At 43.6% G+C, this 23,186-nt stretch carries 21 protein-coding genes and 1 riboswitch; of the genes, 16 read left to right on the forward strand and 5 right to left on the reverse strand.

What is annotated here, in order from left to right:
* Positions 1-8 precede the first annotated feature (8 nt).
* Positions 9-1,268, reverse strand: coding sequence for a cellulase family glycosylhydrolase (locus tag OCV29_RS18695; protein ID WP_073605069.1), 1,260 nt, complete (start codon positions 1,266-1,268; stop codon positions 9-11).
* 742 nt (positions 1,269-2,010) lie between these two features.
* Between OCV29_RS18695 and OCV29_RS18700 the strand changes: the two genes are divergently transcribed.
* The 8 genes from OCV29_RS18700 to OCV29_RS18735 all read left to right on the forward strand — a co-directional run bounded on the left by OCV29_RS18700 (position 2,011) and on the right by OCV29_RS18735 (position 10,412).
* Positions 2,011-3,771 (forward strand): right-handed parallel beta-helix repeat-containing protein, encoded by a 1,761-nt coding sequence (locus tag OCV29_RS18700; RefSeq protein ID WP_217653323.1) that lies wholly within the window; start codon positions 2,011-2,013, stop codon positions 3,769-3,771.
* A 285-nt stretch (positions 3,772-4,056) separates the two neighbouring features.
* Positions 4,057-4,383, forward strand: a complete 327-nt coding sequence (locus OCV29_RS18705) for a hypothetical protein (protein ID WP_073605068.1) — start codon at positions 4,057-4,059, stop codon at positions 4,381-4,383.
* A 140-nt stretch (positions 4,384-4,523) separates the two neighbouring features.
* Complete coding sequence (locus OCV29_RS18710; RefSeq protein ID WP_073605067.1) at positions 4,524-5,183, forward strand: ATP-binding cassette domain-containing protein; 660 nt, start codon at positions 4,524-4,526, stop codon at positions 5,181-5,183.
* 17 nt (positions 5,184-5,200) lie between these two features.
* The gene (modA, locus tag OCV29_RS18715) at positions 5,201-5,926 is read left to right on the forward strand and encodes a molybdate ABC transporter substrate-binding protein (protein WP_084193442.1); all 726 of its coding nucleotides are present in this window, start codon (positions 5,201-5,203) and stop codon (positions 5,924-5,926) included.
* Positions 5,923-6,606 (forward strand): molybdate ABC transporter permease subunit, encoded by a 684-nt coding sequence (locus tag OCV29_RS18720; RefSeq protein ID WP_073605066.1) that lies wholly within the window; start codon positions 5,923-5,925, stop codon positions 6,604-6,606. The genes modA and OCV29_RS18720 overlap by 4 nt, the downstream gene beginning before the upstream one ends.
* Positions 6,607-7,301: 695 nt before the next feature.
* The gene (locus tag OCV29_RS18725) at positions 7,302-8,384 is read left to right on the forward strand and encodes a porin (protein ID WP_073605065.1); all 1,083 of its coding nucleotides are present in this window, start codon (positions 7,302-7,304) and stop codon (positions 8,382-8,384) included.
* Between the two features lie 77 nt (positions 8,385-8,461).
* On the forward strand, positions 8,462-9,088 hold the full coding sequence (locus OCV29_RS18730; RefSeq protein WP_073605064.1) for a DUF2057 family protein: 627 nt from the start codon (positions 8,462-8,464) through the stop codon (positions 9,086-9,088).
* A gap of 136 nt (positions 9,089-9,224) precedes the next feature.
* Positions 9,225-10,412, forward strand: coding sequence for a multidrug effflux MFS transporter (locus OCV29_RS18735; RefSeq protein WP_245796946.1), 1,188 nt, complete (start codon positions 9,225-9,227; stop codon positions 10,410-10,412).
* 88 nt (positions 10,413-10,500) lie between these two features.
* Here the strand turns inward: OCV29_RS18735 and OCV29_RS18740 are convergent, their stop codons facing one another.
* The gene (locus tag OCV29_RS18740) at positions 10,501-12,486 is read right to left on the reverse strand and encodes a pectate lyase family protein (RefSeq protein WP_073605063.1); all 1,986 of its coding nucleotides are present in this window, start codon (positions 12,484-12,486) and stop codon (positions 10,501-10,503) included.
* A 489-nt stretch (positions 12,487-12,975) separates the two neighbouring features.
* On the opposite strand from OCV29_RS18740, the gene OCV29_RS18745 reads away from it, so the two are divergent.
* Positions 12,976-13,593, forward strand: a complete 618-nt coding sequence (locus OCV29_RS18745) for an SGNH/GDSL hydrolase family protein (protein ID WP_073605062.1) — start codon at positions 12,976-12,978, stop codon at positions 13,591-13,593.
* Between the two features lie 298 nt (positions 13,594-13,891).
* The gene (locus OCV29_RS18750) at positions 13,892-14,686 is read left to right on the forward strand and encodes a polysaccharide deacetylase family protein (protein WP_073605061.1); all 795 of its coding nucleotides are present in this window, start codon (positions 13,892-13,894) and stop codon (positions 14,684-14,686) included.
* A gap of 85 nt (positions 14,687-14,771) precedes the next feature.
* Here the strand turns inward: OCV29_RS18750 and add are convergent, their stop codons facing one another.
* From add to OCV29_RS18765, 3 genes are all read right to left on the reverse strand, one after another.
* Positions 14,772-15,779, reverse strand: coding sequence for an adenosine deaminase (gene add, locus OCV29_RS18755; protein ID WP_073605060.1), 1,008 nt, complete (start codon positions 15,777-15,779; stop codon positions 14,772-14,774).
* An 83-nt stretch (positions 15,780-15,862) separates the two neighbouring features.
* Positions 15,863-15,962, reverse strand: a riboswitch (purine riboswitch).
* Between the two features lie 76 nt (positions 15,963-16,038).
* Positions 16,039-18,039, reverse strand: coding sequence for a methyl-accepting chemotaxis protein (locus tag OCV29_RS18760; RefSeq protein WP_073605059.1), 2,001 nt, complete (start codon positions 18,037-18,039; stop codon positions 16,039-16,041).
* A gap of 107 nt (positions 18,040-18,146) precedes the next feature.
* Positions 18,147-18,953, reverse strand: coding sequence for a DUF547 domain-containing protein (locus tag OCV29_RS18765; RefSeq protein WP_073605058.1), 807 nt, complete (start codon positions 18,951-18,953; stop codon positions 18,147-18,149).
* 223 nt (positions 18,954-19,176) lie between these two features.
* Between OCV29_RS18765 and OCV29_RS18770 the strand changes: the two genes are divergently transcribed.
* The 6 genes from OCV29_RS18770 (at position 19,177) to OCV29_RS18795 (ending at position 23,149) form a co-directional block, all read left to right on the forward strand.
* Positions 19,177-20,355, forward strand: a complete 1,179-nt coding sequence (locus OCV29_RS18770; protein ID WP_245796945.1) for an ABC transporter substrate-binding protein — start codon at positions 19,177-19,179, stop codon at positions 20,353-20,355.
* 186 nt (positions 20,356-20,541) lie between these two features.
* Complete coding sequence (locus tag OCV29_RS18775; RefSeq protein ID WP_245796944.1) at positions 20,542-20,997, forward strand: DUF3574 domain-containing protein; 456 nt, start codon at positions 20,542-20,544, stop codon at positions 20,995-20,997.
* Positions 20,998-21,227: 230 nt separating this feature from the next.
* Complete coding sequence (locus OCV29_RS18780; RefSeq protein WP_084193441.1) at positions 21,228-22,178, forward strand: alpha/beta hydrolase; 951 nt, start codon at positions 21,228-21,230, stop codon at positions 22,176-22,178.
* Positions 22,179-22,284: 106 nt separating this feature from the next.
* Positions 22,285-22,500 (forward strand): DUF4177 domain-containing protein, encoded by a 216-nt coding sequence (locus tag OCV29_RS18785; protein ID WP_073605057.1) that lies wholly within the window; start codon positions 22,285-22,287, stop codon positions 22,498-22,500.
* Positions 22,500-22,724, forward strand: coding sequence for a membrane protein insertion efficiency factor YidD (gene yidD / locus OCV29_RS18790; protein ID WP_073605056.1), 225 nt, complete (start codon positions 22,500-22,502; stop codon positions 22,722-22,724). Before OCV29_RS18785 ends, yidD begins: the two co-directional genes overlap by 1 nt.
* Entirely contained in the window at positions 22,724-23,149 is a 426-nt protein-coding gene (locus tag OCV29_RS18795) for a hypothetical protein (protein WP_073605055.1), read from the forward strand. Before yidD ends, OCV29_RS18795 begins: the two co-directional genes overlap by 1 nt.
* Positions 23,150-23,186: the final 37 nt, after the last annotated feature.

The following is a 23,186-nucleotide window of genomic DNA, read 5'->3' on the forward strand; positions in this document are numbered from 1 at the left end:
GTCCCGTTTTAGTTACAGTTACTGACAAATGTCCATGAACTATCTGTACCTGGTTCAGAAGTTGTGTACCAGTTAGCTGTGTATAGTTTATTTTCATGAACCAGCTGATCTCCGGCATTGCTGTGTGTTGGCTGACCGCCAGCCCAGTCTTTTGCCGTCCAGTTTGGATAAACATTGACACCACTACAGGTATTCGCTGGCTCATCTGTTGTGGGTTCATCCGGTGTTGGTTCATCTGTTGGCGGGTTTTCTGTCGATGAGCCGTCTGTCGTGGCAACTTTATAAGGCCAGTCAGCAATAATCTGTTTTACTTTCTTGCCTGAAGCTGTGAGCTCCATTGTGTCAGGCAGGAATGTTGAAGCACCTTCTTTTTTATCATTTAAAGCCCAGTTTGCATTGCTGAGATTATGTTGACGCATGAAATTAACCCAGGTGTTCGTTGCCTGTTCTGCAACATCACCGTCACCATCAGCATTCACTGCACCCCATTCTGTCACAAATAAAGCGATACCGTTATTTAGAGCTGTTGTTGCTTTGTCTCTTAAATATTGGCCATGTGTGCCGGCGTAGAAGTGAAGTGTATAAGCAATATTTTTTCCTTCAATCGGATCCTGAGACGCGACATCAACATCCTGTGACCATGTTGGCGTACCAACAACAATCAGGTTGTCAGGGTCAATTTTGCGAATCTCTGAAATGACGGATTCAGCGTAGGGCTTAATAACATTGCTCCACGAGATTTGTAGTGGCTCGTTATACAGTTCATAAATTACGTTGGGTTTATCACCATATTTAGTTGCCATTTCTTTAAAGAATGCGATCGCTTCTGCCGGGTTATCTTCAGCATGATGTGAGTGCCAGTCAATGATGACGTACATATCGTTATCAATTGCGGCCTGAACAACACGCTCTACCTTGGCTTTGTTACCTTCAGGATCATCCAGATAACCACCTTCTTCCTGAATGCCCATTGAAGCGCGGACAATACTGGAGTCCCAGTCATCTTTCAGCATCTTAACAACATCAGCGGTATAAAATTTTTCGCCGCCCCATTTGTTGTTACTCCAGAAAAGGCTGTTCCCTGAGAAACTTTTTACCTGTCCACCAGCATAGATTTGGTTGCCTTGAACGGATAAAGCTTCAACATCTGCCAGTGCTGAACCAGCAAGCCCTAACCCCAGGCAGGCACAAGAAAGAAGCAATTTGCTGCGAAATGTGTGACGAACATGACGATGAGTCGCCGTTTTTTTTGAGTGAGTAAATGGCATGAATTGTTCTCCATATATGAATTAGCCATGACTATTGCTACAAGTATTGATTATATTATTGATCAATTTGCATAGAGAGATGAGTGTCTATATACAATATGAAGCGGATAATGTATGTGATTGGTGTATGGTGAGATACAGCGTTTTATAAGAATTGTGACAGTTTTCCAAGGAGTTTAAGGGATTAAATGGTTGAACTATCATTAAAAATATCAAAAAGTATTGTGTGTTTTTTATCCGGCTTATGAGTACGTGACTCTATTGACCCACGTGACTTCAAAAGACATGTCCGGCGCAAGAAAGGTGACTGATTTCTGATGAAGGCCGGATAAACTCACCAGCAGGGCATCGGTCGATATCGGCCTGAGTGGCCTGAAAATCAGGAACAGGTCTTTAGAGTTTTCGGCTGGTGTAGAATCCCGTACCTTCAAATGACCCGAATGTAAATATTTATTCATATTCTGAGTATTAATATAAGCAACTTATATTAATACAATTTAAAAACACCGGTCCATGAATGTATTTTATCAAATAGTATATCATACTGTTATTTATGTATTTTTATTTTGTTAAAAGTAAAATAACGGTTCTTTTTTGTTGTGATAGTTGTCTCGTAATTTATAAAACGACTTTTCAAATTGATGATTAAAAATGCATGATATGCCTTGTGATGCATCAGATGATTCTGTGATGTATATCTGTATCAGCGAGTCTGATATATAACAACGTTATGAGGTTCAGGATGAAAAATAATTCTAAATATATATATTCAGCGTTGGCAACTGTGTTATTGACAGGTAGTAGCTTAGCGATGGCCGGAGATTTTTCTTCGGATATTACAATTCAGGAAAACCAGGCAGGTTTTTGTAGCGCAGATGGCGATGTGAGTGAAGCCAGTCATGCGGGTTTTTCCGGTGTCGGTTATGTCAATGTTGTCAATGAATCCGGTACAGCGATTCACTGGAAGATAGAGGCCGGGCAAAGTGGTACTTATACGCTCTCTGTCCGTTATGCGAATGGTTCAGAAGATGCCCGCCCTGCGATGATTTATATTGATGGCACAAAATATACGTTGAAGCAGCCTTCAACGGGGAGCTGGAGCAGCTGGAAAACAGAAAGTGTGACTGTTTATCTGCCAGAAGGTGTGAGTGCGATTCGCATGGAGGCCGGAACATCTGCCGGGTTAGCAAATGTTGATTATTTGAATGTGGCAGGAAGTGCTGTAAAAGCGGCAAGTTGCAGTGATACAACAACCGTTGTCGATAGTATTTCGACAGACAGTCTTGCTGCAAAAGCGATCGGTACCAGTTGTAGCGGAACAACAAGTGGTTTGTCTGCAAGTAAAATCTATTACGTGACTCCGGATGGTTCTGCAGACAATTCAGGTTCCAGCTTTAGTTCTGCAATGAATTTTACAAAAGCGATGTCAGTTGCTAAAGCGGGTCAAATGATACTGCTTAAACCCGGAACATATAAAGTTGCGTATAAATCGGGTAAAAAAAATACGATTAACTTTGAGAAATCAGGGAGTGATGGCAAACCGATTTATGTTGCGGCAGCCAATTGTGGACGTGCTACTTTTGACTTTTCTTTCCCTGAAGGTAAATGGGTGCAGAACTCATTTGGGTTTTATGTGACAGGTGATTATTGGTATTTTAAAGGGATAGATGTGATTCATGCCGGATATCATGGCGCTTATATCACCGGTGCTCATAATACCTTTGAAAATATGCGTTTCCACCACAACCGGAATACCGGATTTGAAATCAATAAAGGTGGCTCTTATACCACAGTCATTAATTCCGATGCCTACCGGAATTATGATCCGAAGAAACACGGCAGTATGGCGGATGGCTTCGGACCCAAACAGAAACAAGGTCCCGGAAATCGCTTTATCGGTTGTCGTGCATGGGAAAACTCAGATGATGGGTTTGATTTATATGATAGCCCACAGAAAGTTATCATTGAAGACAGCTGGGCATTCCGTAACGGGATAGATTATTGGGATGACAGTGGCTTCAAAGGCAACGGAAACGGATTCAAACTAGGTGGGAAAAAAGCCGTTGGTCATCACCGCATCACCCGTTCTGTCTCATTTGGTAATGTGAATAAAGGTTTTGACCAGAATAATAATGCTGGTGGTGTTACAGTTATTAATAACACATCCTATAAAAACGGTTCCAACTATGGATTTGGCAATAGTCTGAATTCAGGAGAGGAACATTATTTCCGTAACAATATTTCTCTGTCTGGTTCTGTTTCTGTGAAAAACGCCGATGCAAAAAATAATTCATGGGATACGGGGCCTTCTGTATCTGCATCAGATTTTGTGAGTCTGGATACATCTAAAGCAACGGTATCAAGAAATAAAGATGGTTCGCTACCAGCAACTTCTTTGTTCCGTTTGTCTCCGAATTCACAATTGATTAATGCGGGATCAAAAGAAAGTGGTATCAGTTATCAGGGAAGTGCACCAGATTTAGGCGCTTTTGAACGTAAATAAAACTTATTTCTGATACTTTTAAGAGAAGGCTGCATATTTATGTGGCCTTTTTTATATAACGGTATTTCTAATTAAATGAGTTAATGATACAAATGGGTACTATTTTTTTGATTTTCGGCATGGTCTGAAACACTGAATCACGGAGTACAGATTTTCTTGAGTTTTGACGATGTTGTAGTTGTAAATCATGTTTGCCTCATCAGGACAGACACAGATGAGTCTGAGGGTCAGAGAATGTTATCCGGCCTGTCTTTCAGACTTTGGGTAGATGAGTGATATCTCTTTATGCTGACTTTTGTTATTGCCGCGGTAGTGGTTCTCATCTTCTTTTATATCAACAGAAATGAAGCTGTTGAGGTTCAGTCTTATCTTGCTATCGGTTTAATGGCATCTTATCTTGCGTTATTAGTCTTTGTTCCGCCTCATTCTGCAATGAATGCAATGTATATTGGAAATCTATTTGGTGTGCTTTCACTTGTATCTTTTGGCATGATTCTTTTCCCTGAACTTAACCGGTTTACCCCGGAAAATATAACCAGAGTGTTAGGTTGGGCCGGATTAATCGGAATGTCTCTTTTGTTATGCATTTATAAGCTTTTTGTATGGCAATAATTTTAGGCATATTTTATTCGTTATAAACTATTTCTCCTTTATCTGATTGCCTTCCCCCTGATTCCGGAAATACTGCTTTCAATCCGAATGTTTATATGATACAAAGCGCACTTCAAATAGCTTGGCTTTTGAGCTGACAGATGATCATGATCGATGTGCAGAAAAAACTGGGTACGCACAATATAGAGGCTGCAATGACGATTCGCAGCACTGGTATCACCGCACTTTACGGGCATTCCGGAGCAGGTAAAACCAGCATTATTAATATGATTGCGGGGTTATTAGCACCGGACCGGGGGAAAATTATTGTCAATGACCGGGTGTTTTTTGAGTCTGAACTGAAGATAAATCTGCCTCCGGAACAACGACGAATCGGATATATTTTCCAGGATAAACGTTTGTTTCATTTTCTTTCCGTAAAGAAGAACCTGCTTTTTTCAGGACGGACGGATGAGAAATCGGCGCTGTTCGAAGAAATTGTGACTTTGCTGGACATTGATTCCCTCTTGTCCCGTAAACCTGCTTCATTATCGGGCGGAGAAGCGCAGCGTGTTGCGATTGGTCGCGCGTTACTGTCCCTGCCAGATTTACTGCTGTTGGATGAACCGATGTCTTTTCTTGATCACCAATGCCGCCAGGCTTTGATGGCATATTTAAAGCAAATTCCGCAACGATTTTCTGTCCCTGTGATTCTGGTTACCCATGCCGCTGATGAAATTAAGCAACTTGCCGATCATCTCTTTTTCATTGAAAACGGGCAGACCCGTATTGGAACTATCAGGTCAGCTGACATCTGTTGATAAGAATAGGTTATATCGTGAAAAAATTTTTTTGGTTTTATCTGGTGATTATTCTTTTTTTTCCCTGCTCAGACAGTCGTGCCTCAGAGCAGTTGATGATTGCTTCAGGTGCCGGCTATAAAGCATTGGTGGCTGATATCGCAGATGCTTGCGGTCGGGATTATGATCTGAATATTCAGGTATCTTATGGTAATTTCGGACAGATGTTGGCGCAGATACAAAAAACCGGCAGGATTCAGGCCGTCATTTCCTCTGATGATTTTTTTACCGATCATCATGTTCAGGTTTCTGAAATGTATCCGATTGGTACAGGAACTCTGGTTCTGGCGTGGCGAAAAGGTTTAGATCTTTCTCAGCCCCACGATATTTTGAAATCAGAAGTTCAGCGTTTAGCGATACCTCATACAAAAAAAGCGCTGTACGGCCGGGCTGGCTGGCATTTTTTGCAAAGTGAGCATCTTGATGATGCAGTTAAAAAGAAACTCTATATTGTTTCAACGGTACCCCAGGTGACAGCTTATCTTGTCGCCGGTGAGGTTGATGCCGGTTTTGTGAACCTGACGGATGTGCAAAAAGTAAAAGATCGTATTGGCGGTTATATACAGATTCATTCAGGATATCAACCGATTCATATTGTATCCGGTATACTGAAAGGACAGACTGAATTGAAAGGTCTTTCTTTATTCCGGCAGTGTCTCCACTCCTCAAAGATCAAAAACATCGTTCGTCAGCATGGCTTATGATTGATTGGCTCTGTTATTTCTTCACTGATGATACATTATTATTTTCCATTATTCTGACGGCTAAAACCTGTATTGTCGCACTCATTACTCTTGGGATTTGTGGTGTTCTGGTTGCTTATATTTTGGCAAAACGAAAGAATATGTTCACTGCGATACTTGAGTTTATCATCACATTACCGCTTGTTTTTCCGCCGGTTGGCACCGGATTTATTCTGTTATTACTGCTGGGAAGAAATGGCTGGCTGGGCAGGCTTGGATTTCAGACAGATATTATTTTTACCCGTAGCAGTGTGTATCTGGCAGCGCTAATTGCCGGATTACCTTTGGTTGTTAAACCGGTTCAGTCTGCTCTGGAACGGGATGTTTTTAAGTTGGCTGAAGCCGCCAGAACGCTTGGTAAAAATCAGTATCAAACATTGATTCTGGTCATACTCCCGTCAGTCAGAAAAAGTCTGGCTGCTGGTTTAGTTCTTGCGTCTGCCCGTTCGCTGGGGGAAGTCGGGATTACTTTGATTATTGGCGGGAATCTGGTGGGACGGACCAATACGGTATCTCTGGAAATATATAACGCAGTGATGGATGCTGATTTTGACCGTGCGTCATTTTTGTGCCTGATATTAGGTGGTATTTCGGTATTACTCTTTATGCTGTTGAGAAAAGTATCAGGAGATTCTCTGTAAAATAAACCTGTCCCGTCTGGGAGGATTTTCCCTGCCCCGGGCATTTCTGGTTAGAAAATAATCTAACCTTGAGTGATATTTATATCAGCGTACAAGATAAATCCTCGTGTTGAACATACATCTGATTTCATTTTATGTATATTTATATTTTCCATCTGGAAAATATAAATATACAACAAGTCAGGTATTTATTTTGTAAATAAAAATCATTATCAATCTTATTTTATTCGGTTTCTTCTGAAGCTGCCAGCTGTGCTTGTATAGGTGTAATTCTTGATAAAAAAAAGTAAAAAGTAAACTAGATCAATTGGTTGTGTGTAAAATTATGATGAAGTTGTACAGGTATATCATTGATATCCATTGCGATTTTTTATGCTAAATATTGTTTTCTCTATAATATATAATAATGATTTGTAGGTTGTTGTTTGATTTCATCTGTTGTTTGTGAGGTTTTTTTTAGAAGTATTTATTATTTAGTTTTTTTTCGTTATTCAATTTAATTGATATGTTTGTAGTTTGTTGTTTTTTATAAAAAATATTTAGAAAAATTGACATGTAATTTAAATTTCTGCAAACTTGAGTCCGACATGACAGTGGATTGGTTATATAGTTCATATTTTTTATATAACCAAGATAATAGTAACGAGGGAATCGGATAAGGACTTCCCACCAAAAATAAGGCATATGGGATTAATATGAAAAAGACCCTATTAGCGCTGGCTGTATTGGCAGCAGCAGGTACAGTAAACGCAGCAGAAATCTATTCTTCAGACGCAACGACAGTGAAGCTGAAAGGTGAAGTTGATGCTTATTTGGCAAACTATGACATTGAGTCTGGTTATGCATTTGAAATCGATGACGCTAATAATGTGACAGGCTCTATGTCAGGTAAAGAAACTGATGCTGATATCAATGTCTGGGGAAAAATTCAGGTTGATGCAGAAACTGCACTGAACGATGACTACAAAGTTGTTGGTTCTTTTGAGATTGAATCAGGCTCTTGGTACGATGGTACTGATAACGGTGCTAAATTTGATGATATGTACATCGCACTGAAAGCAGACAAATGGGGTCTGGCTATCGGTGAAACTGGTGACTTTGCTGATTCTGATAATGCAATTGAAAAAACAGATATTACGAATGAAGGTAATGTTCTTGGTACCAGTGGTCACCCAACTGAAAGCAAAGGTCACGGTTTAGCTCTGAAACTTTCTCCATCTGATGCTTTCACTGTTGTTGCAGATGTAAATACTCAATCTGATACTGAAACAGATAATATCTATGGTATTTCTGTAGATTACAGCCAAGATATTTTTTCTGTAGGCGCATCATATATCACAGGTGAAGTTGACGCTGTTACTGATTTTTCACAAGCGGGTATTTCAGCATCTGTTGATGTTAATGGCTTCTTCCTTGCTGCTACATATTCAAACTTTGAAGGTGTTGACTCATTCGGTTTCTTCAATAGCGCAACAATTAATAGCACAACACTTTATACTTCCGGTGACGCTTTCGAAGTTGCAGCTTCTTATACTGCGGATAAGGTGCGTTTGTATGCTGTATATGGCTATATCACTCTTGATGACATAAGTGTTAACGGCTTTGAGTTTGATGCTGATGGTGATACAAGTAACTGGACACTGGGTGTTGACTACGCAGTGGCAAGTAACCTGACAGTATTTGCTGAATACCAGACGGGTGAAACTTCTGATGACTTCAGCGTAGGTAGTGATCTGGATGCTGATGTTACATTAGTAGGTGCATACTACTCATTCTAATCTATTGGATAACCAGTTGATTTAAAGAAAGCCAACGTTTATCGTTGGCTTTTTGTTTTTACTCCCGGAGAGTGATTGTGAACCGATTATTTGTTTTAGTGATGATCTGCTGGACGTGGGCTGTGTCAGGTTCGGTTTATGCGCTGACCCTCGATGCTGAAAACGGCATTGAAGTGTTGTTTGTAAATGGTAAACCGGCACAGGAAGGCACTGCTGTTCATTTTTCTGAAAATAAGCTCCAGCTGGTGGTCAGATATGAGGGACGTCTGAAAAAAAATGGCGGAAAACCTGAATTTCTTTCCACGACGCCATATGTATTAACACTAACCTCTGGCGCAGAAGCCAATCATGGTCAATTGCATGTATCGCTTGTTTCTAACCGGTATCATAAAATTGACAACCTGAACCGGGCACACAAACCTGTGTTTAACGTTTCTGCCGGATTTCCGGTTAAAATTGTGCAGCAGGTTGTTCTGCCAGCGAAATCCAAGGTTTTTCCTTATATGAATTTAGGCCCGTTGGTTGCTGATTTTAACCAGACAAATAAGACGGTATTTGCCGATCAGCCTTTAGGTTATGTAGAAAAAGATCAGGTGAAAAAATCAAAGCAATCAGCCACAACGGTTGAACAGTTGAAATTCTGGTTTGATAAAGCTTCTGCACAAGAGCGTGGTGAATTCCTGCGTTGGGCTGCGAAACAGTAAATTCTGTTGAACCACGGTGACAGAAACGCCGTGGTTTTTGAACATTTTAGTTTTCCGCTTCTGTTGATCATCAATCTGATATTCTCAGGATTGTATATTACCGAATTCAGTGTACACTGAACCGGATATGAATGATGTGCAAACTAAAAACGGATTTAACTGGCGTCCGGTATTATTAGCCAGTCTTGCTATTAGTGTTGGCCAGCTGAGTATTGGCCTTGTGTTTCCTTCATTACCCTGGATTGCTGATGATTTTTCTGTTTCAGCAGATCAGACCCAACTTCTGATTTCGGCCTATCTGATTGGGTTCGGGCCATTGCAGTTTATTTACGGTCCGGTGTCTGATTCTATCGGCAGACGTACCGTGCTGCTGACCGCGTTGATTCTCTCCTTCATTGGTCTCGTGATCATTGTCTGTTTCAGTCATTCTTTTACCGGCTTGATCCTCGGGCGTTTTATTCAGGGGGCTGGTAACGGATGCTGTGCCGTCCTGTCCAGAGCATCTACCCGGGATTCCTATTCCGGAGATCAATTACCTGTTGCACTGTCTTATGTCACGATGGTTGCTTCAGTGACGCCAATATTCGCGCCGGTATTAGGTGGCTTTATTAACCATCATCTTGGATGGCGGGCCATTTTTTACACCTTGCTTGGTTATCTTATGTTTGTCTGGTGTGTGTTGTTTGTTCTGTTTAAAGAAACGATGCGCTTTAAGAAACCATTACCCAGAGTCCGGGAATCATTGAAACAGTATAAAAAGCTGCTTTCATCGGTCTATTTTCTCAGTTTTGGAAGTATTGGCTGGCTGAATTTTTCTTTAGTCACTACGTGTATTTCCCTGATGCCTTTTTTAATGCAGGTTCAGATTGGCATGTCTTCCGATGAATACGCCATGTGGGCTTTGATTCCGGCGATAGGGATGCTGCTTGGTAGTTTTTCTGTGACTCGTCTGAGGGGCCGCTTTGGATTAAGAGCTGTTTTTTATCTGTCACCGGTCGTGCAATTGATTTCTGCACTCTGGTTTATTCTTATACCGTTAAATCCTTTGATGTTGATGGTGGGGCAGTTTCTGATGGTTTTCGGAAACGGGATTGCTTTACCCTGTGCTCAGGCTCAGTTAATGCTGCCTTACCGGCATCAGGCGGGGATGGTTGCAGCGCTGGCCGGGGGCGGGCAGATGATCGTTGCTGCGCTGGTCAGTTTTGCGCTGCTTAAATCCGGTATAAATCAGGCATGGCATTTAGGCTTGGTTATCGCGTGTTTTGCAAGTATGACTTTATTAAATATCCGCCGGGGCTTTCGCTCAGAGGTGAAAGAAGAATAGAGCCGGATGGATACGACTTTTCAAAAAAAGACCTCCGTTTGGGAGGTCTTTCTGAATTGCCACTGTGATAGTGACTTATCAATGGTGTTTACTGATTGTAGACTTCAAATTCAGCAATTTTAGGCGTGCTGCTGGCGGCTTCAATATAAAGACTCAGCTTTTTCACTGTGACAGCATCAAAGCTGATTGCATCAGATAATGAAGAACCACTGGCAAGAACATCACCTGTGTCGTGATTTTTCAAGACCCATGAAGTCACGGTACCTTCTGAACCCGCTAATTCTACAACTTTAACCGTGTTCACGGTTGTGTTGAGATTTTTCACGCTGATACGGCCGGTTGTGCCTGATGGTGACCAGTAAGTGCTGGTGTCGCCGTCGATTGCATTACTGTAACCCGTTTTACTGCTTGCTTTTGAGCTTCCGTCCGCATTGGCACTTAAGGCCAGATTGTCACCGGATGGTGTTGTTGTGCCTGAACCGGAATCTGAGTTACCAGAATCTGTGCTGCCGGTATCTGATGAATCATCATTGCTGCCGGTATCGGAACTGCCGTTATCGCTGCTGGTGCTGCCTGTTGCGCTTGCATCTGAGCTTGTACAGGTTGCAGGAACTTCTGCAAGAATCGCAGATTTACCTTTAGAATAAGAAGATACGTAAGGTGTCAGCCCGCCTTTACCGGCAGTTGCAGCAACATAATCAACTAAGTCCTGTCCGGCTTCCATCATATTGCTGTTGATAGAACTTTTTGAAGCTGAACCGTAAGCACTGAGCATGTCAGGTGTTGTACCATGTGAAGCGGTCAGGTCACCTTTACCTGCTGCCGTATCCAGTTTACAGTTCGAATCTGAGTTCCAGACATAAGTTCCGGTGATTTCAAGACCGCCTTCACGGAAGTCCCGTAATAATGTTTCAGTCCAGTACTCAATGTCATCACCTTTTTTCGTTGCAGCAGCGGCATAGCTGTTCATAAAGGCGTTGTTCTGGAATTCAATCCGGCCACCGTCACGGACACTCAGGATGTCTTTACGATATCCGTAAAAAACGTTGTTGAACATGTGAGACTGACCAAAACGCATCAGAGGAACACGACGTCCGGTATCAAATTCTTTTGCATTATAATATTCATCACGTGTGACAAATAAGTTGTCATGAATCGTTGTTTTGATTTGTGCATTGATAGGACGACTGTCACTTGAGCCATGTAAAGCCGCACGTTTTACATCAATCAGCTTGTTGAATGATACGGTAATATCATATGCGCCAACTTTAACGTCAAATGCTGAGTCACCTGTATGCTCAAATGTATTCTGGTGAATCCAGATGTCATGAGATTCACCGGTTGAGCGAATCATATCCGGGTCTAGTTCATGGTCTTCTGTATGCCCTGCACCGACAAAACGGTTATTTGTTACAATGACGTTTTGTGCCTGATATGTGCTCTTACCTTTACTGTCACTACCGATCTGGAAGCCGTTAAAGTAGAAGTAAGCATTCGCACCACGTCCATCGATGGTTGTATTTGAGTGGATAACCTGATTGCGGATAGGCAAGGACTTGTCATTCAGTTTTTCGTTAAAGAATGTTGCATCACAACTGTCAGAAGAAACGCCATGTGCATCACACCATTTGGTATGGTCCATACACTGAGCTTCAGTTGCGTTATCCAGGTTTGCCAGCACATCAGCTTCACCACAGTCAAGGCGGTACATAGCGACTTCAGTATCTTTTGCAAAGTCTTTTTTATCAAAGACAATCCAGTTGTACTCTTCTGAACTGATTGCATCCAGAATTTGTTGTTCGACTGACTTATCCGCATTCTTCTTGATCACAACCAAATGGCTGCTGCCGTTTGGATCGTAACCACCGGTTGTATTTTCACCAAAACCGACTGGTTTACCGAGTGAAGATGCCAGACACTGCACGATTTCCTGATCAGTTTGCAGTGATGATTCCCGCCAGTTGACGTCAGGGTTATTAATTAAGTCAGAACAAGCTGATGCTGAAGCTTGTTGGGCAAAGAGTGCCGAGGAGACAGCAACACTGACTAAGCCGAGTAATTGATAGTTTTTCATCTTATTGATTTTCCTTCGTTTTCTTTTATTTCCCGGCCATACAGACAGACTTTCGTTTTTTTAAGCGTCTGGTCATTCAGAGATTGAGGTCTGAAACAGGCACGGGTTTATATTCAGTCTGATACGCATCAGACTTAATATTTATTAACAATTTTTTAAGTGATTTGATATGAAAAGATGTTATTTTTTAAACCAGTGTTTCAAAAATAGATAAATTAATGGTATCAACCTCACAATCTGTGTGACAAATATCATATTGAGTGTTTTTTATTCTGACTAAAGAAAAGGGCGGTGATGTATTGATAATCTGATAATGCTATTATTATCAATAACTTGAATTTCAGGTGTTTTTTGCTTTGTGTCATCTGGCTGTCATGGCTCAAATGAAAGATCAGATGTAAAAACATTGTGTGTTTTATGTGGTGGGTATGTGCCTGAGTGATAAACCGATTTATATTACAGCCAGAACTCATAGATCAGAGAGAAAAAATGAAAACAATTCTTTGTTATGGTGATTCAAATGTTTGGGGGTATATTCCGGGCGGGGGACGTTACGGGTGGAAAACCCGTTGGACCGGATATCTTGACGGATTATTGGGAGAGGATTATCGGGTCATCGAAGAAGGGCTGAATGGCCGGAATACCGGTATTGATGATCCTTTATTTGAAGGCAGAAATGGTCAATCGTATTTGCCGGTTGTCCTGGAAAGCCATTATGCAGCGGACTATGTGGTGCTGATGTTAGGCACAAATGATTTGAAAGCCCGTTTTAACCGAACGGTAGAAGATATTGCACGAAGTGCGGGTCAGCTCATTCAGCTGATTCAGAGCTATTATCCTCAGTCTTGCGAAGTTATTCTGCTTTCTCCGCCTCCGGTACAGCATTCACAAGATGCAGAGAAAAATGAAGCTTTTGCGGGGGCACCGGATAAATGTGAAGCATTGAGTGCCAGCTATCGGTATTTGTCAGAACAGTATGAATGTTCTTTTATTGATGCAGGAAAGTATTGTGCGACCAGCCTCTCGGATGGGGTTCATCTGGATGCAGAAAATCACAGGGCTTTAGCACAGGCGGTATTCTCGCAGATCATGCTCTGCGAGTCCTGATTGAGCTGACTTCTCCGGTTACCATATATGCAGTGATAAATTCATTGATGTCCCTTCAATTCATGCTGGAATTGAGGGGACTTTTTCTGAATCCAGTATCCAGATATACATATCTTGGCAAAACTTATCCCCCGATCACATTCAGCATAATTATATTCGTTTAATATAAAACATGTTGCTTATTTATCAAATAATAAACTCTGAGTCACAGAGTTGAATGGCTTTTGGTCATGCAGAAAATCAAATGTTGTCTTGATGTGATGTCTGCTTCACCTGGCTTTAAAAACGGAGACCCGACATGATGAAAGTAATACTGGTATTCACCCTGTCACTGCTAACGGCATTCTGCTCGCAGGCGGCGGAGCATAACTGGCATGGAAAGAAAGCCGCCGTTGTTCTGACTTATGATGATGCACTTTCTGTACATCTGGATAACGTGTTACCGGTGCTTGATGCTTATGGTATGCGGGGCACTTTTTATCTGACAATCAGCAGTGAAGGTTTTAAACAGCGAATTCAGGACTGGAGACTTGCTGCATTTGAAGGGCATGAACTAGGCAATCACACGCTGTTTCATCCTTGTGACGGCAGTCAGCCGGGGCGGGATTGGGTGACGGCAGAGAAAGATCTTTCTTTGTGGTCTAAGGCTCGTTTTTTAGGCAATGTTGAGATCACGAATGTCACATTAGAAGCCGTGGATGGCAAACGGCGAAGAACCTTCGCTTATACCTGCGGTGATACAAAAGCGGGGGAAGACAGCTTTCTGGATGAAATCACAGAGATGTTTCCGGCAGCCAGAGGTGTTAACTGGGGAACCGAATCTCTGGCAGAAGCGAATCTGTCTGAACTGAAGACGATCAGTGTGATGGATAATACCGCTGATGAGCTGATTGCACAGGTTGATCAGGCGATCGCACAACACCATCTGCTGGTTTTTCTGTTTCATGGCGTCGGCGGTGGACATGACAGTATTAATGTCAGTCAGGCGGCACATGATGGATTAATCCAATATCTGGCACAACAACGCCATGAGGTTTGGATTGCACCGATGATTGAAGTCGCTGATTATATTCGGGCAGTTCGTGCACAGTAGTTGCGGGCTGAAATATCCAGAGCGTGTTTATCATTTATCGCCGTTCCTGCCGGAGGCAGTGAAAGATAAAAACGCTCTGGTACGATTATGAATACTTCAGCGGAATAAAAGACCTTAAATGTTCTTTCACTGTGTCTGAGGTGAATGCATTCTCAAGGCTCATCCGGTAAATTGTATAATAATCTGCTTCTGTCAGCTGAAATGCTTCTGTCACTTTACGGATTTCATCGGTCATGGTGGTATCTGACACGGTTCGGTTATCCGTATTAATCGTGATTTCTATGCCGTCTTTAAGAAAGGCTTGCACCGGATGGTGTTGAAGCTGATCGACAGCCTTGGTTTGCACATTGCTGGTTGGACAGGTTTCAAGGGCAATATTCTGTTTTTTTACCAGCTGATAGGCCTGAGGATGATTTTTGATATGAATCCCGTGCCCAATCCGGCTGGCTCCCAGTAACGTGACTGCATCATACACATTCTGGCCAACACCTTGCTCGCCGGCATGGATCGTGACATGGTAGCCTTTGATCAGTGCATATTCTGCATACGGAATAAACTGGTGGCAAAAACCAGCGATTTCGCTTCCGGCCAGATCAAATGCGACCACGCCATGATTCAGATAGGTTTCACCCGCATCCAGAACTGCCTTGATATTATCTTCCGGCATGTTTCTGATAACAGATAAAATGTAATTGCCCCGGATATCATACTGTTGTTCAGCCCGCTGCATCCCTCTGACTGCACTGCCAATCACCTGATCAAGAGATAACCCCTGAGTCTGATGGAGCAGGGGACCAAAGCGGACTTCAAGATATTTGACGTTTTCAAGGGCGGCATCTTCGAATAATTCAAATGAGATCCGCTCGATTGCCGTTTCTGTTTGCATGACAGAGAGTGGCAGACTAAAACATTGAAGATATTCATCCAGATCCTTGCAGGTGGGTGGGGCTGTCATCATCTGCTGAATGGTCTGCACATCATTTGATGGCAGAATGATATTTTGCTGGTGTGCCAGTTCAATCAGAGTGGAAGGACGAACACTGCCGTCCAGATGGCAATGTAAATCTATTTTCGGAAGCGCTGAATAATTCATGAGTTTCTGCCTTAATTAAACCCTTTGTTTACGAAGTCACAACGTACTCTGCTTTGCTGCAACCCCGGTACGCCGGGTGAGAAAAACAAAGAGACAGACTTCATAATCAAGAGTTTAGGGCTCTTGGTAGAAACTCCCAAACCATATCATTGGGATTATACGAAGTGGAAATAAATTTTTTGTATCAAACAGGCTAGATCATAGCCGGGTATGTTATGTCTGTCCAAAGGTTTATTCAGTTTATTTCCCGGACGATTGTTCAGCTTTTGCCCGGATGCTCCCGGAAAGTAAACTGTTGTAAAATTTCTTTCATAGACCGGGTTTGTTCCGTGAGCTGCTCAGCTGATTTGGCGCTGGCTTCAGAAGCGGCAGCATTTTGCTGGGTGACCGCTTCTATCGATGCAACAGCCTGATGTGCATTGTCCACTTCGGCAACCTGTTTTTCACAGGCAAGTGCAATCCGGGAAACCTGCTCTGAGGCTGAGTGAATACTTTCAGCGACATTGCCCAGCGCCTGAGCTGTCGCCTCAGCCATTTGTACACCATGTCGGGCTTTTATCCCTGATTCCTGAATGAGTTTCCCTGTTTCTTCAGCGGCCGACGTACTCCGGAAAGCAAGATTCCGGACTTCTTCAGCAACAACGGCAAAACCTCTCCCTTGTTCTCCGGCTCTTGCGGCTTCAATGGCTGCATTGAGTGCCAGCAAATTCGTTTGTTCTGCAATTTCATCAATCGTTTCAATAAAGGCGGTAATGCGCCGGTTCGATTGCTGGATATCGTCCATTGCCTGAATCATATCCTGCATTTTCTCTTGTCCTCCGGTCACAGCGCCTTGTGCTTTTCTGGCGAAATCACTGGCAGTCCTGGCATTTTCTGCATTCGTCATTGTGCGTGAAGACAGATCCGCAAGAGACAGGGAGATCCGCTCCAGATTTCCCTGTTGTTCTGCGACCCCCTCAGCAAGAGAATGACTGGTCTGGAAGATTCGTTGACTGTCTGCACTGATCTGCTCACCGGAAATCTGTACTCCGGATAAGACATTGATGAGGTTTATGGTCATCTCTTTCAGGGCGATCCCCAAAGCGTCATGCTCTGATGCCAACTCTATTTGCTGTGATAAATCGCCGGAAGCGATCTGTCCTGCCAGCCGTGTTCTTTGCTGCAGTGTACTGACCATATGCCGGATAGAAGTATATAGACTGTCTTCAGGTTCACCGTTGTCCGGCAGATCAAGGTTCAGATTTCCTGCGGATACATTTTGTGTAATCCGGGTCACACGGGCCGGGTCCCCCCCGAGTTTATTCAGTGTTGAACGAACGATGTAAAGACTGACCAGTCCACCACAAACCATGGCAATCAGAATGATAATGCTAATCACTGAAATCGCGGTTTGGTTTTTGTTTTGCAGGTTTTGTCCCAGATTATCCTGTTCCGTTTTCACTGACTGCCGGATACGGGCAATATTTTTTGTCGCCTGTGAGCCGACAAGATCAATAGTGTGATGAATCACATCATTTCTTTGGAAGATAGCAGAAACGACCTCATTAAAAATTTTGACATCGAATGAGGCATCTTTCATGGTTGAGTGCAGTAGAATTTTATAAGACTGATTGGTCAACTCGGTCTCAAGCTTTGCCAGATGTTTTTCCAGTACTTTGAATTCCTGATTAACCGTACGCGCTGTATCTTCCTGATTATTATTCAGAAATTTAAATATATTCAGCCGAATGAGCAATAAGCTTTTTAAAGCCAGAGACGCGGTATAGGCCACATCCATTTCGTCGCCTTCTTCTCTGGCAGAAGATAGTATTTTGGAGAGATTATGTTCGACTTCAGATTCTTTCCGGGTCAGCGCGTTCATTTTTGTATGGCGCAACTGTTTGAGCTGCACAATCTTATCGAATCCTTCTTTGTAGCGGCCAAGCAGTTTTTCCAGTTGTGATATCGCTTCCCTGCGTTCAGTCGATTGTAAATCCTGATGTGACCGGGTGAGAAGCTTACGGGTTTTATCGAGATAAACTTCAAACTGTTGTTGATGCCTCACATCGGAGTGCAGGATGTAATCTTTGACTTCCAGGCGCATCAGAGAAAGGTTTGTTTGAATCCGGGAAGTGGTTTCTGTCGTCTCTGTCAGGTGGTGATAAATACCGAACTCCCGCGAGGCATTGTTTAATGAATGATAGGCAGAAAGCCCCACAAGAACGATCAATCCGGTGAGTAATCCAAATCCTGAATATAAAACAGCCTTAAAGTTGAGCATTATCGATGATCCCGCAGCGAATGAACTCTGAGTCAAGCTCAGAAGAATATTTGACAGAAGTCATATTTTAAGGGGGAGATCATGACAACGCTGTTAAGCTAATGTGATCAGCGGGCATTTTTGCCAGATGAGCTGATATCATTCAAAGCCCAGTCATAGTCGCTGTAACGGATTTTTCTTCCGGAATTCTGCCATTGCCGGAGTGCCTTTATATTGAATCCGGCCTGAGGCAGGTGATCATCCAGAAATTGTTGCAGGCTCTCATAGCCCTGCCAGCCGCGTTCAAAGTCTTCTTTGTACCAGCGAAAAATTTTTGACAGATACAGTTGCCGGTTCCGGAGATAGTTTCGCTGGTGATCTGCAAGAAAACGGATGGTTACTCCATGCAGCTGCTGCCCGAGTTTCTCTCCGCTGTACGCTTCATTGAGCAGAGCCGGACAGCCAATGCTGGCGCAGTTGACGGCAAAATGGATGCGTGGCTCCCGGAATATATCCGATCGGATGAGCTGATGCTCGATTTCATCCAGCGTCCGCTGTTTTCCCAGCAGCGGGATAAAACGAATTTCCCAGGGTGATTGAAACCATGAGCCAATATCTTTGATTGAATCTACCGGGTAATGGCGAAGGATCAGTTCAATCGTCCAGGCGTTATACGCGTTAATTAAAAATGCCAGGCGGGTCTGTGTTGACCATGTATCAAAGGTATCCGGCGATACCGCAGCCAGTTGCTCGAGATAAGATTGCAATTCAGCCCGCCGGGTATTGAACCCCTGATAATCCACACTGGAAATACCGCCGTTATCCTGCACTTTTACCAGCGCTTTGAGTAACAGGTCCCAGGAGTGGTGCAGAGAATCGGCATAAACTGCGGGAGGTGTTATCAGGATCAGAATCAGTAATATTTTTTTCAGCATTGGACTCATCCGTGTTCGGGTATACCTGTTAGTCGCTGTCGGGTTGAGTTTATTACAGTCATTTCTTTTTGCTACATCAGACTCACCTGCATGCTTTGTGAATGAATGTGATTGGTCTCAAAATATGTCCTCAGACACATCTGTGAGACAACAGAAGAGATGATTCAGGGAATCCGTTTGTTGCATCGTCTAAACTTTAGTGGATCAGTCCGGGGAATGCATAATGATGAAAAAGCTGTTATCAGGATTACTGGTATTAATCATATCGTCCGCTGTTGTCGCTCATGACCACTGGCATGATGATGTCATGACGAAAGCCGATGGACAAACTGTCCATTTTTATGCATGGGGAGGTAACGCTGCAATTAATGAGTATATTCAATGGGCAGCCCAGCAGGCTGAAAAACAATATGGTGTGAAGATAAAACACGTCAAAATCACCGATACCTCCTCAGTTGTCAGCCAGATTGAGGCTGAAGTGAAAGCCGGAGTGAAGCGGCAGGGAAGGGTTGATTTAATTTGGGTGAATGGTGAGAATTTCAGCCGGATGAAACGTGAAGATCTGTTGTTTGGACCCTGGGTCGGCTATTTGCCCAACTGGCGGTATGTCGATCAAACCAAACCGGTGCAGGTTGACTTTACTGTTCCGACATCGGGGCTGGAAAGTCCCTGGGGTGCAGCGCAAATGAATTTGATTGCTGATCGGACGGTAACACCCAATCCGCCATTATCGGCACAGGAATTACTGGTTTTTGCCAGACAGAATCCCGGTCAGGTTACCTATCCCGCTCCTCCGGATTTTCATGGTTCCACACTGATTAAACAGTTATTACTTGAGATTTCAGGTCAGAAATGGTTTCAAAAACCAGTCGATCCACAGTTTTTTGCCCGGTTGACACAGCCACTGTGGGATTATCTGGATCAACTGCATCCTTACTTGTGGCGTCAGGGGAAAACATTTCCGGCCAATGCAGCGGACATGCATCGTATGCTGGCAAATGGAACACTGAAATTGTCAGTTTCATTCAATCCAAATGAAGTAAGCAATCTGATTGCGCGCGAAACGTTACCCAAGACTGCCTTTAGCTACGGTTTTAGCCGGGGAATGATAGGGAATGTTCACTTTGTTGCGATTCCCGTGAATGCCCGGTCCAAAGAAGGCGCTCAGGTTTTTGCCAACTTTTTGCTCTCACCTCAGGCGCAGGCGCGAAAAGCAGACACCAAAATATGGGGCGACGGCACGGTATTAGATCCGGAGCGGCTGCCAGCAGCCGATCGACAGTTGTTCGGGGAGCTCCCGGCTCAGAATATGATGAATTCAGTCCCGACACTGGCTGAACCACATTCAAGCTGGATGCCGGCACTCGAGGAAGAATGGCTCAAACGCTATGGTCATCGCTGAGGCTCAACAAGAATGATCCGGTTTCATAAAGTTGTAAGGGCGTGTTTATTTTTATCGCAGTGCCTGCCGGAAGCGTACCGGGTAGGGTAATGAGATTTTATTGATAATTACCATATTAGACTCCTCTTTTGCTGTATTTCTTGTATTATGGCCGCTTTATATTAAATAGATAAATGGAGTTAACTCATGAATCTGATGAATGTCCGTCGGTTACACTCATTACGTATCGTTGCGCTGGCTTGTGCGGCTCTGCTCTCCGGGTGTGCGGTCAATGCTGAATCCCCGCAGAACGAAAAAGCAATCGCTTGTGATGCCGGTAATCCGATGGCTGAAACAACATTGTACTTTGGTCTGAGCCGTCCACACGGGCCGGATATTACACTGGGTGAATGGCAGAAATTTGTCGATCAGGAAGTCACACCACGTTTCCGTAATGGTTTGACTGTATTTAAAGCACAAGGACAATGGCTGGGTAATGACGGTAAAGTGGCCAAAGAAGGCAGCCGTGCACTGATGCTCATCCACCCGCTTCACGATGAAACCAGCAACAAGAGTATCGAAGAGCTGCGCTCGATTTATAAAAAAACGTTTGCACAGGAATCTGTGATGAGAATTGAAACAACCAAGTGTGTTTCTTTCTGATCCATTTCAGTTATCCTCTGTCCGGCAGATTTTCTTCTGCCGGATAATTTTTATGTCTTCTTCCTGACTGCCTTTTCTGGTTATCTCCGGCAAATAGTGACATGATAAATCAGTTGTATACTCCCCAATGATCTGCATCATGCATCTTCAGGTCATTTGGATATACAGGTTATTCGCTGTTGACGGGGATAACCGGATGATATTGTGAGCTGACCGAAAAGGAGAATAAAATGATAAATAAACAGCCCGGACATCATTCATTGTCAGATATAATTGAACCTGTTTGTGGTACTGAAGGGTTTCCGGAAAGTCACGTTTTTGCTGAAGGCATTGAGGTGTTGCCGGCCAGCGATGCAGAAATGTGTTGTCGCATCCATTTCAGTGTCCCCTATATCACCCGCGACAGCGGCCCGTTACATTTGCATATTATTGAGCCAAAACAATATACAGATGAGCCTGAAACCTATCCTTTGGTGCTTTATGTGCAGGGTTCGGCATGGCTGGAGCAGGATACAGGTTCGCAGGTGGCACAGCTGGCCTGGTTTGCCCGGCGTGGGTTTGTGATTGCGGTAGTGGAATATCGCCCGTCAACCGTGGCTCCTTTTCCGGCTCAGGTGATTGATACCAAAGCGGCAGTCCGTTTTATGGTGCAACATGCCTGCGACTATCATGCTGACCCGCAGCAGTTATTTTTGTGGGGAGATTCTTCCGGTGCACATACCGCATTGATGGCAGCTTTTTCGCAGCAAGATGAAGCGTTGGATGAATGTCATCCGGCACAACTTCCTGCTCAGGTGCGGGGTGTGATTGATTACTACGGTCCAACGGACATTTCCAAAATGTCGAATGAGCCCTCTGTACTTGATCACACAGCGGCTGATTCTCCGGAAGGGCTGCTGATTGGCGGCGTGCGCCCGGCTGATCATCCGGCGCTTGTCCGGCCAACAGTGCCGATGAATTACATCGTAAAATCACACGACATCCCGCCGGTTTTAATCTTTCATGGCAGTCAGGACCGGATTGTTCCGTTTGGTCAGAGTGTACTACTCTATGAAGCATTGAAACAAAATGACAAAGAAGTGTCTTGCTATCAATTGAAAGGTGCAGATCACGGTGGAGAGGCTTTCTGGCAATCGCATATTCTGAATATTGTCGAGACATTTGTCAGGCGATGTCTCTGAATCAGAATAAAAATGTCAGTCAGTATTGATGCATATGTTATTGTCGGGTAGTATCCCAACGCTAATTTTTTGTTTTTCCTATTAAAAATCTGAATCTGGTGATTTTATGGCTCAATTTAAAGAATATAAAATTGTTCACATTGTTGAAGGTGGTTGCGGCACAATCCTGCTGGGCTCCAGTGGTATTCCGCTACAAAGATTAGAAGCAGAACTGAACCGTCATGCACAGGATGGCTGGCAGGTAGTATTTCAGGTGATTGAGCAGAAACGTTTTCTCTTATTCTGGCGCCGGGAAGCTCTGATTATCACGCTGGGCCGGTAATGTTCAAAGTGCTGTCACTGAAGCTGATTGGCTTTTACCAGCGTCAGGGTGGTTCGAAAAAGCTGTTGAATACGGAATGCAATTTCGAACCCAGTTGTTCTGAGTATACCCGGCAATGCATCGAAAAATATGGTGCATGCAAAGGCTGGCGGTTGGGCCTGGCCCGGATTCGGCGCTGTAATCAGCCTGATTTGACAGAGAAAATACACGATGAGGTGCCGTAATGAATTTATTTGAACCTTTGCACGAGCTGGAAGCAAAGGAAGAGCAGCTCCGCCAGCAGGTGAACGCATCGGCTGAAGAGATCAGAAAAGCCTTCTTCCGTGAGCAGGCGGATCAGATTAAAGACCCGGACACTTATGCAGTGCTGAACTATATGTTCATTGGCGGGTTTCATCACTTGTATCTTGGGCGATATAAATTGTTTGCGATGGACATCTCACTGACGATTATTGCGATGTTGATGTTTTTTGTCTTCGACCATGATCGTACCGGGGCGGGAATTGTTATCTTTCTTTGTTGCTTTGAGCTGCCTCAGCTGTTTTTATCTCAGAAAATAGCCCGGCAGCGTAATTATGAAATTTCTTCTGCAATATTTCAGCGATTGCATCAGAATCGTGGTGAGACCTCAACACCACAAACGGTTTAATGGAACCGATATTATGGCTGGTTCCCACCCAGCCTTC

Origin of the sequence: Vibrio aerogenes (assembly GCF_024346755.1) — a bacterium.
Classification (GTDB): domain Bacteria; phylum Pseudomonadota; class Gammaproteobacteria; order Enterobacterales; family Vibrionaceae; genus Vibrio; species Vibrio aerogenes.

Bases quoted from the DNA above. Each gene is read 5' to 3' on its own strand.
- OCV29_RS18695 (WP_073605069.1), bottom strand. From the start codon at position 1,268: ATGCCATTTACTCACTCAAAAAAAACGGCGACTCATCGTCATGTTCGT.
- OCV29_RS18700 (WP_217653323.1), top strand. From the start codon at position 2,011: ATGAAAAATAATTCTAAATATATATATTCAGCGTTGGCAACTGTGTTA.
- OCV29_RS18705 (WP_073605068.1), top strand. From the start codon at position 4,057: ATGCTGACTTTTGTTATTGCCGCGGTAGTGGTTCTCATCTTCTTTTAT.
- OCV29_RS18710 (WP_073605067.1), top strand. From the start codon at position 4,524: ATGATCATGATCGATGTGCAGAAAAAACTGGGTACGCACAATATAGAG.
- OCV29_RS18720 (WP_073605066.1), top strand. From the start codon at position 5,923: ATGATTGATTGGCTCTGTTATTTCTTCACTGATGATACATTATTATTT.
- OCV29_RS18725 (WP_073605065.1), top strand. From the start codon at position 7,302: ATGAAAAAGACCCTATTAGCGCTGGCTGTATTGGCAGCAGCAGGTACA.
- OCV29_RS18740 (WP_073605063.1), bottom strand. From the start codon at position 12,486: ATGAAAAACTATCAATTACTCGGCTTAGTCAGTGTTGCTGTCTCCTCG.
- OCV29_RS18745 (WP_073605062.1), top strand. From the start codon at position 12,976: ATGAAAACAATTCTTTGTTATGGTGATTCAAATGTTTGGGGGTATATT.
- OCV29_RS18750 (WP_073605061.1), top strand. From the start codon at position 13,892: ATGATGAAAGTAATACTGGTATTCACCCTGTCACTGCTAACGGCATTC.
- add (WP_073605060.1), bottom strand. From the start codon at position 15,779: ATGAATTATTCAGCGCTTCCGAAAATAGATTTACATTGCCATCTGGAC.
- OCV29_RS18760 (WP_073605059.1), bottom strand. From the start codon at position 18,039: ATGCTCAACTTTAAGGCTGTTTTATATTCAGGATTTGGATTACTCACC.
- OCV29_RS18765 (WP_073605058.1), bottom strand. From the start codon at position 18,953: ATGCTGAAAAAAATATTACTGATTCTGATCCTGATAACACCTCCCGCA.
- OCV29_RS18770 (WP_245796945.1), top strand. From the start codon at position 19,177: ATGATGAAAAAGCTGTTATCAGGATTACTGGTATTAATCATATCGTCC.
- OCV29_RS18775 (WP_245796944.1), top strand. From the start codon at position 20,542: ATGAATCTGATGAATGTCCGTCGGTTACACTCATTACGTATCGTTGCG.
- OCV29_RS18780 (WP_084193441.1), top strand. From the start codon at position 21,228: ATGATAAATAAACAGCCCGGACATCATTCATTGTCAGATATAATTGAA.
- OCV29_RS18785 (WP_073605057.1), top strand. From the start codon at position 22,285: ATGGCTCAATTTAAAGAATATAAAATTGTTCACATTGTTGAAGGTGGT.
- yidD (WP_073605056.1), top strand. From the start codon at position 22,500: ATGTTCAAAGTGCTGTCACTGAAGCTGATTGGCTTTTACCAGCGTCAG.
- OCV29_RS18795 (WP_073605055.1), top strand. From the start codon at position 22,724: ATGAATTTATTTGAACCTTTGCACGAGCTGGAAGCAAAGGAAGAGCAG.